The sequence below is a fragment of the Betaproteobacteria bacterium genome (assembly GCA_016713305.1).
Lineage (GTDB): Bacteria > Pseudomonadota > Gammaproteobacteria > Burkholderiales.
This window is the reverse complement of the sequence record JADJPK010000008.1, coordinates 473,492-488,781: the sequence shown is the minus strand read 5'-3', so window position 1 is coordinate 488,781 and position 15,290 is coordinate 473,492. Positions and strand designations below refer to the sequence as shown.

The window sequence follows — 15,290 nt, the reverse complement described above, 5'->3', positions numbered from 1 at the left end:
GCAGAAGGGCGGCGACCGTTTCCACAGGGGCAGATGACCCGCCAGATGCCCGCGCGGGAAGAACCTTCCGGTATCGGGCCGACCATCGCGCCGAGACCGCGGGTTTCCGCCCGGAGTCCGGCGCTCCGTCAGTCGACCGTCTTCAGCAGCAGCCGGTATTCGGCGATCGCGTAGTCTTCCGTCTGCTCGATCACGCCCTTGGGCACCAGCAGATAGTCCATGCCATAGAGCATGAGCCCGTAACTGCTGCGAAGGTCGAACGAGCCGGGCTTGACGGCGATGCGCGTCGTGAGGCGCCCCACACTGTTGTCCGAAGACGATGGGAGAAGCATGGCGTCCACGGCAGTACGCGGGTCGGGATTGTGGGTGCCGTCCGACCGCAGCGAACTCAGCGCGACCCGGATGGCACCTCGGGACAGCAGCTCGATGCCGATCTGCCGCTGGTTGTTCTCCTGAACGGACAGGCGCCGCACGATCCCCACGCCCCAGGCGACGCCTTCGTCCAGATACCTGACGCCGACGAGATCGCCCAGGGTGACCCAGTCACCGCGACCGGCGGGAACGACGGCGCCGAAACCGGCCGGACTCTCGTCCGACAGTCCCCAGTCCTCGTACTTGTTGACGTCGAAATTCCAGCCGAACTCCTCCGCATCCACGGCGGCGACGATGTCCCCGAAACCGTGGACGACCTCGATACCTTCTTCCGAAGGGCGGCGCTTCTCGCGGCGGGCCGGAGGAATCGGCGCCCAGTAGTGCGCCAGATGCTCCAGCACGCGAACCACGTCGTAGACGGGGTAGGGGGATCCGAGATTGACGGTCGAGGGCACGGCACCGGTGGCCCGGATGTCCTGGGCGAGCTTCTTGAGGTGCGGCGCCGCGGCACTGGGCCCGAAATACCGCATCCCGGGACCGTCGTGACCTGTCCCCAGCGCCCGGGCAGGCGGGTGATCCGTGTCGAGATCGAAGCGGAAGTGCACGCCGGGCGCCGGTTGCTCCTGGAGCGTGAAGAACTCGGAGTACTGGGCACAGATGCGCTCGACGATCTCGATCTGCGGCTTCGGCAGCGCGTCCGTGGAGGACACCGCGAGCATCATCGCCTTCAGCATCTCGCGGCGCACCGACGAGATGCCCCAGGGACCGGGATAGACCTCCACGTTCACGGACGCCACCTTGTGCCGCTCCGCGATCGAGAACACGCGCGCCAGACTGCCCCACAGTCCGGGGTCCACCGGTGTGTAGCGCAACAGACACCACTTCAGATGCAGATTGAACGCCCGGATGGCGCGGGCACCGATCATGGGGATCTTGGCGCGCAGGTTCTGCGCCGTGGGATCGCCCACTTCGTGGCTCTCAAGCGCCATGCGGTAGGCCTTGGCAAGGCAATCCCAGAACGTGGCCTCGACGTGCGCGATGCGCATGCCGGCGGCCCGGTGCTGGAGGCCATGATCCAGATACTCCCGGGTCAGCAGGCGATGGAAGGGCTTACCGGTCTGGTCGATGTGTTCGATGATCTCCAGGGTCCGGGCGGCGGAGAGCCCGGCGGCTTCCCGCACCGAATCCAGATACTCCGCCAGGGTCTCCAGCGCCACCAGCGGGGTGCCGGTCGGCAGGGAGGACAGGATCTCCTTTGCAGCCTTCGGATCCGCAAGCGGGTGATCGGATTCGGGCGCAGTCTTGAGCCAGCTCAGCATGGGAAGAGGTCGCGCTAGAGAGTCGGACGGGAAACCATTGGCATACGCTCCATGGCAGCGAGCAAGTTATGCACCTTCTCGAAACACGCCATCGTGATCTGCATCAAGGGCAGCCTGCCGCCCCCTGTCGGCCTTCACACCTGCCAGCAGGGCGAGTCCGATGACGAAAAAGACGCCGGTAAGCAGCATTGCGAGACGGTGGTCACCCCTGGACACCCAGCTCACCACACCATAGGTGAGAGGGCCGAGTATCGACGACAGCTTCACCGAGAGACCCCACAGCCCGAAGAACTCCGCCCGCCGCGTCTCCGGACTGAAGTACCCCACGAGCGCCCTTCCCGCCGATTGACTGGCCCCCATGCACAGTCCGGCGAGGTTTGCCGCCAGCCAGAACCAGGCCGCCTCGGTGGCGCGCCAGGCGACGAGCGTGGTCACGCACCAGCCGATAAGCGTCAGGCCCACGCTTCGGACGTGGCCTACCCTGTCCTGAACGTAACCGAAGCCAAAGGCCCCGATGCTTGCAGTGATGTTGACCAGAAGCACCATGATGAGCGTTTCGCGGGTGCCGAAACCCATGGCCTCCTGGGCATAGATGGCTGCGATGGACACGACCGTCTGGACGCCTGCCTGGTAGAAAAGGATGCACACGAGGAATCGTGCGAGATCCCGGAACTGCCCGGCGTGCCGCAATGTGGCGCCCAAGCGGGAAAAAGCGCCGGCGTAGGCTCCGGCTCGAGTCCGCTGCGGACGGGCGCGCTCCTTCATGATCAGGAAGGTCGGCAGGCTCGCCACTGCGAAGAGGATGGCCGTGATGACCATCGTCACCGGCACGAAGTCCTCGGCCTCCTGGCCGCGTCCCTGAGCCCACGTGACATAGCCGAGGCAGGCTCCCAGACTCACCAGACCGCCCACGTAGCCGAAGGCCCAGGCCCAGCCGGAGATCTTGCCCAGCGCGTCTCCCCTGGCAAGCTCGGGGAGGAAAGCGGCCGTGATGTTCTCTCCGGTCCCGTAGAAGTAGTTGGAGATTACCAGGGCGACGACCGCGACCCACAACTGGCCGGGACCGGCGAGCGACAGCGCGGCCGTGCCGATCACGCAACCGGCCGTGGCGACGAACAGCACGCGCTTCTTGGCCGCGTGCGCGTCGGCCCAGGCGCCCACCAGAGGCGCCGTGAGAACGATCAGCACGTACGACACGGAAAGCGCTGCGGTCCAGGCGAACGTCGCCCAGGGCGCCTTGCCGGCGATGACGCCCACGAAGTACGCGTTGAAGATCGCCGTGATGACGACGGTGGTGTATCCGGAATTGGCGAAGTCGTAGCAGGCCCAGGCCCAGACTTCCCGGGCACGCACTCCATCGTTGAGCCAGGCCTTGCGTTGGGTCATGACGCCGGTCCGCACGGAACGCAGCGCGCGGCGCCTGCATCCTCGGCAAGAGGCTTCCATGCATCGAACGCGACTCCCGGGGCCGACCATTCCCGGCGTACCCGCATCGGCACGGGCCGCCGGCACGGTACCGCCCCGCTACTCACGCGCTGTTCTCATTGGTTTCTCCGCCCGCGCTTCTCCGATCGGCTGTCACGCCACTGGAGAAGGTTGTCGAAAATGCGACCTAACCCCTGCTGGGCTCGAACTCCCTCAAGACGCGGCCGGCCAGCGGAGCGCTGGCAAGCATGCCATGTTCATCGGCGACGCGCGCCCCGTTGACCCATACGCCCAGCACCCCCCTGCCGGGTGTGACCAGCCTCGATGCGCCAGCCGGCAGGTCGCTCACGCGGCGCGCCGGACCGCGTCCGACCGTGGCCGGATCGAACAGGAAGAGGTCTGCGCTCGCGCCTTCCGCGATCCTGCCACGCCCCTTCAGCCCGAACAGCCGGGCAGGCTCGTCGGTCATGCGGTGAATCGCCTGCTCGACCGTCAGCACGCCCAGTTCGCGAACCCAGTGCCCGAGCACGTGCAGCGCGAATCCTGCATCGCAGAAGAACTCGAGATGCGCACCCGCATCGGACAGCGAGATGAGCGCATTGGGATCGCGCAACAGGCGCCCGACGGCCTGCTCGTCGGAATTGAGCAGCGTGGCGATGAAATAAGTCTCCAGATTCTCGGACAGGCCCAGATCCAGCAGCCAGTCGAACGCTCTCTTTGCCTGCGGCCGCGGCCGCCTGCGCCACGGTCATGCCCTCGTACTTCGCGTTCCGGGGATCGTGCACCTTCAGCACGGTCACGCGGTCCCACTCACCGTTGAACAGACGCCGTACCGGTTGCGCGAGCTCGTCGTTCAGCGAATCGCGAAACGCCGCAGACGCAAGCAACGCCCGGTAGGCGGCGGCGTCCTTGGCCTGCATGGCGGGTTTCCACGCCTGCAGCCCCTCGAAGACGTACGGCGACTTCAGCGTGAACTCCATGGTGAGCGGACACGGCGACATGGCGCCGCGCAGCATCGTGCCTCTCGACCTCGCCTGCGCCATGGCGTCCAGATCCTCGAACACCGACTCGGGCGTCACGTTGCTGTGCAGAAGCGCCGCGATCACGAACGGACGGCCGGCGGCGGAGGCCCATTGCTCGAACTTGGTGACCGGCTGCTGGGCGTCCTTGGTCACCATCAACACGCCATGATCGGCTTCCCGCAGCGCGCCGGTGAGAGCCGCCATCTCGTTGTCGTCCGCGAGACGGGACGGCATGGGAATGCCGTTCTCGCCGTTGTGCTGCCGCGAGGTCGTCGTCGAGAAACCGACCGCTCCGGCCTTCATGGCATCCACGACCACCTTTCGCATCGCCGCGATCTCGTCCTCCGTCGCAGGCCGCCGAGCGGCGTCCTGTTGCAGCGCCCAGGTGCGGATCGACGAATGGCCGACGAACGTCGCGACGTTCACGCCGACGCCACGGCGCTCGAGGAACGAAAGGTACTCGGGGAACGTCTCGAACTCCCAGCGCACACCCGATTGCAGCGCTTCGAGGGCCATGCCCTCGACGTGGGTCAGGTTGCGCATCGTGAGGTCGCGGTCGCCGGGACGGCAGGGAGCGAGGGTGAATCCGCAGTTGCCCAGGATGGCCGTGGTGACCCCCAAGGCGGGGGACGGCGTGAGATGCGGATCCCACGTGATCTGCGCGTCGTAGTGCGTGTGGTTGTCGATGATGCCTGGAGCCAGCGTGAGGCCGCCCGCGTCGATGCGTTCCCTGGCCTCCCCGAGATGGCGCCCCACACCGCGAATCACGCCGTCCGTGACGGCGACGTCTGCAGGGAAGCCGGGAGCGCCGGTGCCGTCCACGACCAGGGCGTTTTCAATGATGAGATCGTGCATGTGTTCCACTCCGAATGTCTTCAACGTGTCTTCGCCGGGGCCGGCGTTTACAATCCGCTCATGCGCACGACGACTGGCTGCCTGATACTGATTTCGCTTCTTGCCTGTTGGGGCCCTTCGGCCCCCGCCGGGGAGAAAGGCCCTCCATCGCCCGCTCGCACCGACGCCGCCGAGAAAGTCCAGGAAGGCAACGTGAAACAGTGGGTCGAGTACTACGAGCGCACGAGACCGGGCAACACCCCGGCTTCATCGCCACAGCCGCCGAAGCCTGCCGTTCCCGCGACAAACGAGAAGCCGGACTCGCGCGACCGCTGAAGCTGGCACCTCAGTGCCCGACGTCGCGGTGGTCCTCCGCTCCGCCCGACCGCGGACCCCGGTCCCCGTGACCCTCCGACGCGTGTGTCAGGTACAACGCCAGCCCCACGAGCGCGATGCTTCCCCCCAAATAGAGCAGTTCCAGCACCGAATCGAGCTTCATCTTCACCGCGTGCTCGAAGAGCTTCACCACCAGGATCATCAGGATCACCTTCGCGAGGCGATTCTTGAGATCGTCCAGATTCTCTATCACGAGTATCTTGCTCGAGGCGCGCGAACCGCGCGCCTGGTCGATATCGCTCACGAACAGCTCGTAGAGTCCCAGTGCGAAGATGAGCATCACGGTGGCGAGCAGATAGCCATCGACCACCTCCACGATGTGGGTCACCGTGTCGTCGTGCAGCGTCTTGCGCGCCTCGGGCGTGATCGCCGGATCCGCGTAGTGGGCGATGTGAAGCACCGCGTACCAGACATCCACGGTCGTGATGTAGAAGACGGCGATGGCCGCTGCCATGCTCGCCACGACGGCAATGACGACGACGAAGCGGCTGTTCCAGAGAACGCTTTCGAAGAGCTTTTCGAACATGTCCCGCCCGTTGCGATCCGAAGGGCCGGATTATAGGGCCCGCTTCCATTCCGATGAGGCCATCGGTCGCCGGAGTGGCGCTGCTGCTGCGGGCAAAAAAGAAGCCTGCCCGGGAGGGCAGGCTGGAAGTCACGGAGGATCTCGGTGGGCAACCGGCAGAACAGCGGACTGCCTGCCGCTTGACACCGAGCTCTGGAATTGCAAACGGCATGCCACGTCGCAATTCTCATGGCATCAAAGGGTTGCCGTTTTCACCGGACCGGATCCGGCCCCAACGGAGTGCGCATGCCACGGCGCCCCGCACCATGAGGAAGCGTCCGGAGAAACCGTCCACGTCCCGGCGCCTGTCCGGTCTCCCGGCCGGTCAGGCAATGCGGTAGCGGTCGAGCACGGCCCGGTCCACTTCCACTCCAAGGCCGGGGCGCTGCGGAATGTCGATCCAGCCACCCACCTGCTGTACCGGTTCCTGCACCAGGTGTTGCCGGAACGGATGCGACGAGCGGTCGTACTCGAAGATCGGTTCCTCGGCGAACACGCTGTGGTGCGCCACGGGGACGGCGGCGATCATCTGAAGCGAGGCCGCCTGTGCAATGGCCGAACCCCACACGTGCGGATTGATCTGCACGCCGTGGGCCTGCGCCAGCGCGGTGACGTGGCGGCACGCCGTGAATCCGCCCACGGAGCCGAGATCGGGCTGCGCGATGTCGACCGCTCCCGCGGCAAGGAAGTCGCGAAAACCGTAGAGCGTGTGCTCGTTCTCGCCACCGGCGATGGGCATCGAAAGGCGGCTGCGCACCTCGCGATAGCCCGCGATGTGTTCCGGTGCCACGGGTTCCTCGTACCAGCGAAGATCGTACTCCGCGAGTCCGTAGCCCAGCCTGATGGCATCGCCGACGCCGTACGCGTGATTGGTGTCGACCATCAGGGTGACGCCGCGGCCCGCAAGCTGGCGGCCGATTTCGCGCATCACGGTGAGGTCGTCCTGGATCCCGTACCCCAGCTTCACCTTCATGATCCGGAAGCCCGCCTCGAAGTGCGCGATGGATTCCTCGCCCAGCCGGGTGGCCTCGCCCTGCCCCGAGATGCGGTAGAAGCCGGTCGCGTACGCCTGGACACGCGTGCGGAATGCCCCGCCGAGCAGACGGTGGACCGGAACGCCGTAGGCCTTGCCCGCGATGTCCCAGAGCGCGATGTCGATGGCGCTGATGCCTGCGATGACCGAACCCTTGCGCCCATAGTCGCGAGATGCGTGATACATCCTGTGCCACAGCACTTCGGTGGCAAGCGGATCCTGGCCCAGAACGACCGGCTTCAGTGCGGACTCGATCACGGCCGCTGCGATCTGCGGGGGCTCGAGCCCCTGGGCGAACGCCTCGCCCCAACCGGTGATGCCTTCGTCGGTGATGACTTCGATGATGGTGGCCGACCGGTTGCGCACCCACCCCTGGGAGAACGCAAAGGGCACTTCCAGCGGCGTGCGCAGCGGATGGATCTTGATGTCGACGATCTTCACGTGGGGGTCTCCCGGGTCAGGACTTGTTGCAGGGGAAAGCGCTGCGCAGCCCCTGGATGATCAGATAGCGTTGCGGACGCCACAGATCGTCCGGATGCGCTTCGAGATAGTCGCGAACGGCGTTGAAACGCGCATCCGCCCGGTCGTCCACGGGCGTGCAGAAGACACTGCCGTCCCACTTGTCCGCGGCGTTGTCGATGTGGCGCTGCGCGAGTGCACGGGCCTTGGGTTTTCGCATGAGCGACAGGAAATCCTGGCCGTCGTCTTCGGCCAGGGCGAGGGACGGTACGGCCGCGAACAGCAGCATCGCGGCGACGAATCTCTTCATGGGTTGCTCTCCTCCTGACAGCCGCGGCAACGCCCGGGCTGCATTCGTGTTCCGAACGCGGTGGGCCTCGATTCAGCAAGGGCCGGCCGTCGACCGGGCCTTTCTCGAGGGCCGGAGATTAGCGCCGGTACCGCCCTCTCACAAGCCGCGAGGCATGCCGGTCAGGCTGCCCGGAGCGCATCGACGATCCTCAAGCGGGCGGCGCGTCCCGCCGGCAGCAGGCCACCGAGCAGTCCCATGCCGACCCCGAACGCCATGGATGCCGCCCCGATGCCCGGGGTCAGGTCGAACGTGAAGGCGAGTTCCGAGAACGACTGCCAGTTGATCGTCGACACGGTGACGAGTTGCATGGTGGAGGCCCCCAGCACGCCGATGAAGCCGCCGATGGCGCCGAGCAGCACTGCCTCGGTGAGGAACGCCAGAAGGATGCTCCTGCGCTGGAAACCGAGGGCTCGCAGCGTGCCGATCTCGGCCGTGCGGTTGGCGACCGAGGCATACATGGTGATCATCGCCCCGATGACTGCGCCGATGGAGAAGATGATCGACAAGGTGAGCCCCAGTATCCGGATGAAACGGGCCAGCGTCTCGGACTGTTCGGCATAGAAGACCGTCTCTCGCTTGGCTTCCACGGTGAGCCGCTGATCGGCCTCGAGGTCGGCCTTCATCCGGTCGAATGCCGAGGAATCGTTGAGCCGCACCAGAACGGAGGAGTAGGCGGTCCGCCGGAAGGCCTGGATCATCTGTTCGGAATCCCCCCAGATCTCCGAATCGAACCCGCTGCGTCCGCCATCCATGATTCCCACGATGGTCCATTCGCGCATGCCGAATCGCAGCTTGTCTCCGAGCCCGGTCCCGATGAAGCGGTCGTGAATGCTGCGGCCGACGACGATCTCGGAGCTGCCCGGCCTGAAGGATCGACCTTCTGCCAGCCGCACTTGCGGCCGGAGGGTGAGCCCGCTCCGGCCCACGCCACGGATGATGACGTTCGAAGCCGTGCCCGCACCCCGCTTCTCGAGAGAGATCAGCACCACCACCTCGCGGGAGGACAACGGCTGTCCGTCCGGTCCAAGCGCGACGGCGTGGTGGCTCTCCACCACCGCGGCCTGTGCCCGGTCCACCGCGCTTTGCACCTCCGAGCCAGCGGAGCGGCGCGTGAGCAGGACGTTGTCGACGGCACCGGTGGACACGAGCGTCATCCTGAGCCCCTGCTCAAGCATCAGCACTGTCGCGAAGACGAACACCACGAGCGCCATGCCTCCCGTGGTGAGTGCGGTGGTGAGCTTGCGCGCCCAGAGATTCCGCAGCACGTAGGCGAACGGAAGTGTCATCGACCGCCACGCTCCACGGCGACCGCCACGCCTTGTCGACGAAGATCCGGGAGCGTCACGCGCGCAATCCTTCCGCGATGCGCACGCGCCCCGCGCGGATGGCGGGCGCAACCGCCGCCACGACGCCAATCACGGCGGCACAAGCGAGTTGCAGGATCACGGTCCGGCCGGAGACATGAAACACCGGGAACAAGGTTCCCATGGTGATCGCGAACTGCCGGGCGACGGGAAACGTCGCGGCGACACCGAGCGCGCCGCCCGTCAGCGCGATGAGCAAGGACTCGCCGAGCACCAGCACGCCCACCCACCCGGGCTGGAACCCCAGCGCCTTCAGGGTCGCATACTCCGACAGCCGTTCGCGCGCGCTCATGGCCATCGTATTGGCCATCACGGCCATGATGATGAAGATGACCAGATACGAAACGATGCGGATGGCCACGACGATCGCCTCGGTCATGGCCACGAAACCGAGCTGGAACGCCTTCTCCGTCTCGGTGAGCGTTTCGGCCAGGGAGTTGCGGAACTGCGCGTCGATGATCCGCGACACGTCTGCCGCGCGATCCGGATCGTCGATGCCCAGCACGTAGACCCCCACGGTGTTGGCCCGGCGGGGAAAGAGCCTCTTGACGTTCTCGTTGAGGTATTCCCAGTGGAAGAAAAACTGCGAGGTGTCCGTCTTCGTCTCGCGTCCGTCGTAGATGCCGCGCACCACGAACTCCCAGTTGCCGGCGTAGATGGTGCCCCGCAGAGGCACGACGTCCCCCACTTTCCAGCCGTAGGTCGTCGCGAGCTTGCGGCCGACGATCGCGCCCTTCCTGTCCCGCATGAAATCCTTCAGCGCGGCTTCGGAAACCAGATACTCAGGATAAAGGCGAAAGTACGTCTCTCCGTCCACGGCGAACTGCGGAAAGAAGTTCTTCTCCGAGATGTAGACGCCCCCGAACCAGTTGGCCGTCGACACACCGGTGACTCCCTCCACCTGGCGCAACTTCTCGCGGTAGGTGATGGGCAGGGGAAACACCAGCGATATCGAGTTGCGCGTGACAAGGCGCGTCGACGAGGCGTTGTCCGCCCCCGCATACCAGGCCTCCACGACGGTGGCCAGCAGACCGAAGGCCAATATCGCGATGAAGATCCCCAGCACCGTCAGCGACGTGCGCAGCCGGTGGCGAAGGGCGTTCTTCAGAGTCAGGCGGAGGAACATGGCATGCACGGCCGCGGTGGGTGATCCGAGCGGTGCGTAGCAAAAGTACCTGCCCGCTCCTTCCGTCCGGGGCCCCCTGGAAAGTCGCGAGACTTTCTGGGGTGGAAATCCGGGGCCCCCGGAAAAGTCGCAGACTTTCTGGGGTGGCGCAGAGGGGCGGGGGTGAGGGGGGGGGGGGGCGCCCCCCGCCCCGCGGGGCCCCCCCCCCCTCCGGCGGGCCCCCGGAAAGTCGCAAGACTTTCTGGGGTGACGTAGAGGGGCGGGGGTGAGGATGGGCAGTCCGAGAAGCGCGCAGCGCAGATACTCCCCTCTCCTTCGGCCGGGGCCCCCGGAAAGTCGCAAGACTTTCTGGGGTGGCGTAGAGGGGCGGGGGTGAGGATGGGTTTGGATAGCGCCCCCCTATCGTCCACCCGAAGGACCCCTGCGCCGCGCGCCGGTCCGTTGCGACGTGCCTCACGTCCATGCGGCACCGCGCGTTCTCCACTCGCGCATTCTCTAACCCGTCCGTTCTATGGCCCCCTTTTCCAGATTGACGATGGAGTGCGCCCGCTCGGCCGCACGCTGATCGTGCGTAACCATGATGATCGTCTTTCCCAGTTCGGCGTTGAGCTGGCCCATCAGGTCGAGGATCTCCCCGGCGGATACGCGGTCCAGATCCCCGGTCGGTTCGTCGGCGACGAGCAACGTGGGATCCGAGATGATGGCGCGTGCGATCGCCACGCGCTGCTGCTGCCCGCCGGAGAGTTCGGAGGGATCGTGATCCAGACGGTCTGCGAGCCCCACCATGCCAAGCGCCATCTCGGCCCGTTCGCGCCGTTCGCCGCGGCCGAGCGGGGTGAGCAGCAGCGGGAGTTCCACGTTCTCCCGCGCGGTGAGCACGGGCATGAGGTTGTAGAACTGGAAGATGAAGCCGACATGGTGCGCGCGCCACCGCGCGAGATCGGCCTCGCCCAGCTGGGTGATATCCACGCCATCGACCTTCAACGTGCCGGTGTCCGGCTTGTCTATGCCGGCGATCAGGTTGAGGAGCGTGCTCTTGCCCGAACCGGAGGGACCCATCAGGGCCAGGAAATCGCCCGCACCGATATCGAGGTCCAGATCCTGCAGAACCGGCACGGACTGTCCGCCACGGCGATACGATTTCGCCAGCTTGCGGATTTCCACCAGCGGTTGCGCCCTGTCGTTCACTTGGCGGCCGGCTTCACCTTGTTGCCGTCCGCGAGCTTGTCGGCCGGATTCAGGACCACCTTGTCACCGGGCGCGAGTCCGTCCGCGATCTCGACCAGGTCGCCGACCTTCTGCCCTCTCCGGACGTCTCGCCGGCGCACCGTGCCGTCCTCCACCACGAAGGCGACGTCGCGCCCGTCGCGCTTGACCACCGCGGCCGGATTGACCGCCGTGCGCGGCTCGCGCTGCGCGTCCGTCACCGGCTGCGTCAGGAAGATCGCCTTGGCGCTCATCTCCGGCAGCACACGCGGATCGATGTCGACGAAACGGATCTTGGTCATCACCGTGGCCTTCGACCGGTCCACGGTCGGCACCATGCGGGACACGACACCACGGAACCGCCTGTCCGGAAGCGCATCCAGCTCGATCTCCACGGGCTGTTCCAGCCTGACCTTCGCGAGGCTGGATTCGGAAACATCGGCCTCCACCTCCAGCGTGCTCATGTCCGCCATGCTGACGACGGCGCCCTTCGCGTCCATGGCCGACGAGAATGGCGTCACGACATCGCCCACGTTCGCACTCTTGGTCAGCACCACGCCGTCGAACGGAGCGCGGATCAGCGTCTGCTCGACGCTCACCTCCGCCGCGCGAAGGTTCGCCTGCGCGACGGCGACGGAGGCCTCGAGCGAACGCAAGCCGGCGGCTGCCTTGTCCACCCGCGCCCGGGCCTGGTCGTACACGGACTCCGAGACGAACTTCTGGCGCAGCAGCTCGGCAGCACGGGCGAGCTCCCGGCGCGCCTCGTCCAGTTCCACCCGGGACTGTTCCACGTTGGCCCGGGTGACCTTGAGACTGGCGGCCGCCTGGTCGCGGGTGGCCGCGACGTCGCTGCTTTCCAGCCGCGCGATCACCTCGCCCTTGCGCACGCGGCTGCCTTCGGCCACACCCAGCCATTCCAGCCGGCCGGTCGCCTTGGACGCCACGGCCGCCTTGCGCTGGGCGACCACGTATCCCGTGGCTGTCAGGGCGGCGAACGCCTGGTACGGATACGCGGTGGTCACCGTGGCCTGCTCGACGGCAACCGGGGCGTCACGCATCGCGCGCATGGCGTAGCCGCCTCCGGCGATCGCCGCGGCGATCAGCAGCACCGGTACCACGAACCTGCGCCAGGGCCGGCGTTTCGTCGCCAGCATTCCGTCCGCACCACGCGACAGCTTCAGTTTCGACAGGTCGTGTTCCGCCAAACGTTCGCTCCAGAGACAAGCGGCCCGCGGGCCGCGATTTCGTCAAAGCACAGGATCGCGCTCCGGCGTCGCGGAGATCTTGTGCACGCTCAAGTCCGCGCCATTGAATTCGCTTTCCTGGTCCAGGCGGATGCCGACCACGCGCTTGAGCCCGCCGTAGACGATCACGCCGCCCACCAGGGCCACCCCGATCCCGATGCCGGTTCCGATGAGTTGCGAGATGAAACTGACTCCGCCCAGCCCGCCGAACGCCTTGGTCCCGAAGATGCCTGCGGCCAGCCCCCCCCAGGCACCGCACAGGCCGTGGAGTGGCCACACTCCCAGGACATCGTCGATCTTCCAGCGGTTCTGCACCACGGGAAAAAGAAGCACGAACAGGGCCCCGGCCACTCCTCCGGTGAAGAGCGCCCCGACCGGATGCATGAGGTCCGACCCTGCGCACACGGCCACCAGGCCCGCAAGCGGCCCGTTGTGCACGAAGCCCGGGTCGTTGCGGCCGACCACCAGTGCCACGAGCGTCCCGCCGACCATGGCCATCAGGGAATTCACAGCTACGAGGCCGCTGATCTTGTCCAGCGTCTGCGCCGACATCACATTGAACCCGAACCAGCCCACCGTCAGTATCCACGCGCCGAGCGCGAGGAAGGGAATGGACGACGGCGGGTGGGACGACACCCCGCCGTCCTTGTTGTAGCGGCCCCGCCGGGCGCCGAGGAAGACGACGGCGATCAGGCCGATCCAGCCGCCGACCGCGTGCACCACCACCGAACCCGCAAAGTCGTGGAACGCAGCGCCGAAGTTCGACGCGAGAACGTCCTGGATACCGAAGCGCCCATTCCAGGCGATGCCCTCGAAGAACGGATAGACGGCGCCGACGATCAGGGCCGTGGCGACCAGCTGCGGATAGAAGCGGGCACGTTCGGCGATGCCACCGGAAACGATGGCCGGGATTGCGGCGGCAAAGGTCAGCAGGAAGAAGAACTTGGTCAGCTCGTAGCCGTTGGCCATGGCCAGCGTATCGGCGCCCACGAGGAAGCCGGTCCCGTAGGCAACCCCGTACCCGACGAAGAAGTAGGCGAGCGTCGACATGGCGAAGTCCGCCAGTATCTTGACCAGCGCGTTCACCTGATTCTTGCCGCGCACCGTTCCCAGTTCCAGGAACGCAAACCCGGCGTGCATGGCCAGCACCATGACAGCCCCCAATAGAACGAAAAGCACATCCTGATGGCGTGCAGCTTCCACGAGATCCTCCGAACGGTTCCTTGAAATTGGCTGCGGAATCTGCGATCCGCTCTGCGCCGCGTCGCCGCGGGCGGCGCGTATGATGCCTGAAGCCGCCGCGATTGCTCTTCTCCATCGGCTCCTGTCCTCGCTACACCGGAAACTTGACGTGCACGGAATGGCCGCATTACGCTCCCTGCTTGTCAGGTGCTTGAGCGGGCGACCGTCCGTTCGAGTGAAACGGGAAGTCCGGTGGGCGTTACGGTGTCTCCACACTGTCGCGAATCCGGCGCTGCCCCCGCAACGGTAAGCGAGTCGGGGCGATCCTCTGCGCCACTGTGTCCTCGGGCATGGGAAGGCGGATCGCCCGTCACCCTCGCAAGCCCGGAGACCGGCCTGACTCAGCGCACCGGCGGCTGCGGAGGGCGGCGATGCAGTGGCGACATCCTGGCCAGCCCTCGTCATCCGTTCGTTCCCCGGGCTATCGCGGTTCTGCGGTGTCCTCACTTCTTCTCCAATCGGCAGCAGGTGCTTTCCCAACCTGACGGCGCACTTCCCTGCGCCAGGGAGAGTCTGCAATGGCGTTACCCAAGAGTCTGTTGTTCCTCGCGCTCCTGTCGTCCCCGTTGGCCGTGGCAGGGCCCTACGCTCCGGCGGCGGGTCAGCCGGATTCCACTGCCCTTGCGGCCGCGGATCCTTCCATCTCCGCCTGGGCCACCGGTTACCTCGACTATCTGCCCGGTGCGAATGTCTCGGACACGTTCAAGACCCCCCAGAAGGCACTGGGTGCCGCAAGCGGCAACCCGACCGATGTCGTGTCGCTGGGCGATTCGGGGCGCATCACCCTGACGTTTTCCGGCGCGATCCTGAACGGCGCCGGCGCGGATTTCGCCGTCTTCGAGAACAGCTTCAGCGACACCTTCCTCGAACTGGCCTGGGTAGAGGTCTCATCCGATGGTGCCAACTTCTTCCGCTTCCCCGGGTTCTCGCTGACCGCCAACGCCATCGGCGCCTTCGGAACCCTGGACCCCACCGATCTGGACGGTCTGGCGGGCAAGTACCGCGGGGGCTACGGCACGCCGTTCGACCTGGATCTGCTCAAGTCTGTCCCGGGACTCGATGTCGACGCCGTCCGTTTCGTCCGCATCGTCGACATCGTCGGAGACGGTTCTGCCCTCGACAGTCTTCCCGCGGTGGCCGGGGGCCCGAATCCCATCTACGACCCGACGCCCACGACGGGCAGTGGCGGATTCGATCTCGACGGTGTCGGCGTGATTCACTACGCCGCTGCCGTGCCGGAACCTTCGACTGCCTGGCTCCTCGCCGCAGGGGCCGTCGTCGCCGTCATCCGCTTTGCCCGCCGCCGCAACGCGGCCTGACACGTTCCCGGG

At 66.3% G+C, this 15,290-nt stretch carries 14 protein-coding genes and 1 riboswitch; of the genes, 3 read left to right on the top strand and 11 right to left on the bottom strand.

Going from position 1 to position 15,290, the window contains the following annotated elements:
- Positions 1-128: 128 nt before the first annotated feature.
- The 3 genes from IPK20_12195 to IPK20_12185 form a co-directional block, all read right to left on the bottom strand.
- On the bottom strand, positions 129-1,691 hold the full coding sequence (locus tag IPK20_12195) for a hypothetical protein (GenBank protein MBK8017393.1): 1,563 nt from the start codon (positions 1,689-1,691) through the stop codon (positions 129-131).
- Positions 1,692-1,757: 66 nt separating this feature from the next.
- Positions 1,758-3,077, bottom strand: a complete 1,320-nt coding sequence (locus IPK20_12190) for an MFS transporter (GenBank protein MBK8017392.1) — start codon at positions 3,075-3,077, stop codon at positions 1,758-1,760.
- A 226-nt stretch (positions 3,078-3,303) separates the two neighbouring features.
- Complete coding sequence (locus tag IPK20_12185; GenBank protein ID MBK8017391.1) at positions 3,304-3,729, bottom strand: amidohydrolase family protein; 426 nt, start codon at positions 3,727-3,729, stop codon at positions 3,304-3,306.
- 305 nt (positions 3,730-4,034) lie between these two features.
- Here IPK20_12185 and IPK20_12180 point away from each other — a divergent pair, with 305 nt between their 5' ends.
- Positions 4,035-4,307 carry a hypothetical protein gene (locus IPK20_12180; GenBank protein MBK8017390.1) on the top strand — a complete coding sequence of 91 codons (273 nt, stop codon included), beginning with the start codon at positions 4,035-4,037 and terminating at the stop codon, positions 4,305-4,307.
- A gap of 230 nt (positions 4,308-4,537) precedes the next feature.
- A complete protein-coding gene (locus IPK20_12175) occupies positions 4,538-5,308 on the top strand; it encodes a hypothetical protein (GenBank protein MBK8017389.1) in 771 nt (256 codons plus the stop codon).
- A gap of 10 nt (positions 5,309-5,318) precedes the next feature.
- Here the strand turns inward: IPK20_12175 and IPK20_12170 are convergent, their stop codons facing one another.
- The 8 genes from IPK20_12170 to IPK20_12135 form a co-directional block, all read right to left on the bottom strand.
- Positions 5,319-5,894, bottom strand: coding sequence for a YqhA family protein (locus IPK20_12170; protein MBK8017388.1), 576 nt, complete (start codon positions 5,892-5,894; stop codon positions 5,319-5,321).
- A gap of 364 nt (positions 5,895-6,258) precedes the next feature.
- The gene (locus IPK20_12165) at positions 6,259-7,407 is read right to left on the bottom strand and encodes a mandelate racemase/muconate lactonizing enzyme family protein (protein ID MBK8017387.1); all 1,149 of its coding nucleotides are present in this window, start codon (positions 7,405-7,407) and stop codon (positions 6,259-6,261) included.
- A gap of 16 nt (positions 7,408-7,423) precedes the next feature.
- Entirely contained in the window at positions 7,424-7,735 is a 312-nt protein-coding gene (locus IPK20_12160) for a hypothetical protein (GenBank protein MBK8017386.1), read from the bottom strand.
- 161 nt (positions 7,736-7,896) lie between these two features.
- The gene (locus IPK20_12155; protein ID MBK8017385.1) at positions 7,897-9,063 is read right to left on the bottom strand and encodes an ABC transporter permease; all 1,167 of its coding nucleotides are present in this window, start codon (positions 9,061-9,063) and stop codon (positions 7,897-7,899) included.
- Positions 9,064-9,118: 55 nt separating this feature from the next.
- A complete protein-coding gene (locus tag IPK20_12150; GenBank protein ID MBK8017384.1) occupies positions 9,119-10,267 on the bottom strand; it encodes an ABC transporter permease in 1,149 nt (382 codons plus the stop codon).
- A gap of 495 nt (positions 10,268-10,762) precedes the next feature.
- Positions 10,763-11,455, bottom strand: a complete 693-nt coding sequence (locus tag IPK20_12145; protein ID MBK8017383.1) for an ABC transporter ATP-binding protein — start codon at positions 11,453-11,455, stop codon at positions 10,763-10,765.
- Positions 11,452-12,678, bottom strand: a complete 1,227-nt coding sequence (locus IPK20_12140) for an efflux RND transporter periplasmic adaptor subunit (protein MBK8017382.1) — start codon at positions 12,676-12,678, stop codon at positions 11,452-11,454. Before IPK20_12140 ends, IPK20_12145 begins: the two co-directional genes overlap by 4 nt.
- A gap of 42 nt (positions 12,679-12,720) precedes the next feature.
- Positions 12,721-13,920 carry an ammonium transporter gene (locus IPK20_12135; protein MBK8017381.1) on the bottom strand — a complete coding sequence of 400 codons (1,200 nt, stop codon included), beginning with the start codon at positions 13,918-13,920 and terminating at the stop codon, positions 12,721-12,723.
- Between the two features lie 167 nt (positions 13,921-14,087).
- Positions 14,088-14,314, top strand: a riboswitch (cobalamin riboswitch).
- 163 nt (positions 14,315-14,477) lie between these two features.
- On the opposite strand from IPK20_12135, the gene IPK20_12130 reads away from it, so the two are divergent.
- Positions 14,478-15,278 carry a PEP-CTERM sorting domain-containing protein gene (locus IPK20_12130; GenBank protein MBK8017380.1) on the top strand — a complete coding sequence of 267 codons (801 nt, stop codon included), beginning with the start codon at positions 14,478-14,480 and terminating at the stop codon, positions 15,276-15,278.
- The last annotated feature ends 12 nt before the right edge of the window (positions 15,279-15,290 follow it).

Excerpts from the sequence above, each read along its gene's own strand:
- IPK20_12160 (MBK8017386.1), bottom strand. The coding sequence starts at position 7,735 with ATGAAGAGATTCGTCGCCGCGATGCTGCTGTTCGCGGCCGTACCGTCC.
- IPK20_12180 (MBK8017390.1), top strand. The coding sequence starts at position 4,035 with ATGGCGGGTTTCCACGCCTGCAGCCCCTCGAAGACGTACGGCGACTTC.
- IPK20_12195 (MBK8017393.1), bottom strand. The coding sequence starts at position 1,691 with ATGCTGAGCTGGCTCAAGACTGCGCCCGAATCCGATCACCCGCTTGCG.
- IPK20_12170 (MBK8017388.1), bottom strand. The coding sequence starts at position 5,894 with ATGTTCGAAAAGCTCTTCGAAAGCGTTCTCTGGAACAGCCGCTTCGTC.
- IPK20_12130 (MBK8017380.1), top strand. The coding sequence starts at position 14,478 with ATGGCGTTACCCAAGAGTCTGTTGTTCCTCGCGCTCCTGTCGTCCCCG.
- IPK20_12175 (MBK8017389.1), top strand. The coding sequence starts at position 4,538 with ATGGCCGACGAACGTCGCGACGTTCACGCCGACGCCACGGCGCTCGAG.
- IPK20_12190 (MBK8017392.1), bottom strand. The coding sequence starts at position 3,077 with ATGACCCAACGCAAGGCCTGGCTCAACGATGGAGTGCGTGCCCGGGAA.
- IPK20_12155 (MBK8017385.1), bottom strand. The coding sequence starts at position 9,063 with ATGACACTTCCGTTCGCCTACGTGCTGCGGAATCTCTGGGCGCGCAAG.
- IPK20_12150 (MBK8017384.1), bottom strand. The coding sequence starts at position 10,267 with ATGTTCCTCCGCCTGACTCTGAAGAACGCCCTTCGCCACCGGCTGCGC.